Origin of the sequence: Synechococcus sp. R55.7 (genome assembly GCF_047461955.1) — a bacterium.
Lineage (GTDB): Bacteria > Cyanobacteriota > Cyanobacteriia > Thermostichales > Thermostichaceae > Thermostichus.
In genome coordinates this window covers 1-1,749 of record NZ_JANSIC010000325.1, presented here as the reverse complement: position 1 = coordinate 1,749, position 1,749 = coordinate 1, and the positions used below count along the sequence as shown (strand labels likewise).

Below are 1,749 nucleotides of genomic sequence, written 5' to 3'. Positions count from 1 at the left end.
CAGGATTCTGTACCGTTGGCTTTGTTGAGTGTATCCGACAAAACCGGACTGATCCCGCTGGCCCAGTCCCTCGTGCAAGAGCATGGCTTTCAACTGCTCAGCAGTGGGGGAACCGCCAAGGCGCTCTCAGAAGCTGGGATCCCGGTCACCCCTGTCTCTGCCTATACCGGCGCACCGGAGATCCTGGGAGGAAGGGTGAAAACGCTGCACCCCCGCATTCACGCCGGCATTTTGGCCCGCCTGGAATGCAGCGAAGACCGGGCAGACCTAGAGGCGCTGGGGATCCCTCCCATCCAACTGGTGGTGGTCAACTTCTACCCTTTTGAACAGACAGTGGCCCAGGCAGGAGTGTCTCTGGAGGAAGCTTTTGAGCAGATCGATATCGGCGGGCCCACTTTGGCGCGGGCGGCAGCCAAAAATTATCCCTACGTTACGGTGCTGACGGATCCCAGCCAGTACCCCCAGTATTTGCAACTGCTCTCCGGGGCCTATGGGGAAACAGAGCGGCTGGCGTTTCGCTTCCAGTGTGCTCGTCGGGCCTTTGAGCAGGTGCTGGCCTACGACCGCGCCATCGTCACCTACCTGGCTCGCCTGGAGCTAGCAGGTCCCTCCCAGTCCTCCGCAGCTGCCGCTGAAGACAGGTTTCAACTGCAAGGGATCCTGTGGCAACGCCTGCGCTACGGGGAAAATCCCCATCAAGCTGCCACTTGGTATGTGACGGATCCGGCTGCCCCCGGCTGGCACCGGGCTAAGCAGTTGCAGGGGAAGGAGCTGAGCTACAACAACCTGCTGGATCTGGAGGCGGCCCGTGCCCTGGCGGCAGAGTTAACCTTGTTACTCCGCAATGCTGATGCGACGCGGCCCACTGACGGGAAGGGCTCTGTGTCTTCTGGCTCTGCTCGGAGGGAGTTCTTGCAACCTGAACAAGCGGTGGCGGTGGTGGTTAAGCACAACAACCCCTGCGGGGTGGCCATTCGCCCATCGCCGGCTGCCGCCCTCGAGGCTGCCCTGGCTGCTGATCCAGTTTCGGCCTTTGGGGGCATCGTCGCCCTCAACCAACCCTTGGACGTAGAGACCGCCCGACGGCTGGTGGAGCCTTTTTTGGAGTGTGTGGTGGCTCCCGATTGCACTCCAGAAGCGGCTGAGCTACTGTCAGTCAAAAAGAACTTGCGGGTCTTGATCTTGCCGGACTTGTGTGTGGGGCCTGCCCAAACAATCCGCACCCTGGCCGGGGGCTTTCTGGTGCAAGACGCCGATTCACCTGTTGCTCTGCAACGCTGTCGCGACCAGGAACCGACGCAAACCGACAGCCCCCCTTCTTGGCAAGTGGTCACCCAGCGCCAGCCCACACCGGAGGAGTGGGCGGATCTGGAATTTGCCTGGATAGTCTGCAAACATGTGAAATCCAACGCCATTGTCGTCGCCAAGCAGAGGCAGACGCTCGGCGTCGGAGCCGGACAAATGAATCGGGTGGGAGCAGCGGAGATCGCTCTCCAGCAGGCGGGATCCCAAGCAGCAGGAGCTGTTTTGGCCAGCGATGGCTTCTTCCCCTTTGCCGACAGCGTGGAGATGGCTGCCCAAGCAGGGATCCGCGCCATCATCCAGCCGGGGGGGAGCATCCGCGATGCCGATTCCATTGCTGCTGCCAACGCTGCCGGTATTGCCATGGTTTGCACCGGCATACGTCACTTTCTGCACTGAGCCCGCCTTTCTGCTCAAGAGAGAAATCTTCCCAAGAGAGACAAAGAG

The 1,749-nt window shown here is 61.0% G+C and carries 1 protein-coding gene; it reads left to right on the top strand.

The window, feature by feature from the left end:
• The first annotated feature begins 15 nt into the window (after positions 1 to 15).
• Positions 16 to 1,701, top strand: a complete 1,686-nt coding sequence (gene purH / locus NW820_RS12195; protein ID WP_414407624.1) for a bifunctional phosphoribosylaminoimidazolecarboxamide formyltransferase/IMP cyclohydrolase — start codon at positions 16 to 18, stop codon at positions 1,699 to 1,701.
• The last annotated feature ends 48 nt before the right edge of the window (positions 1,702 to 1,749 follow it).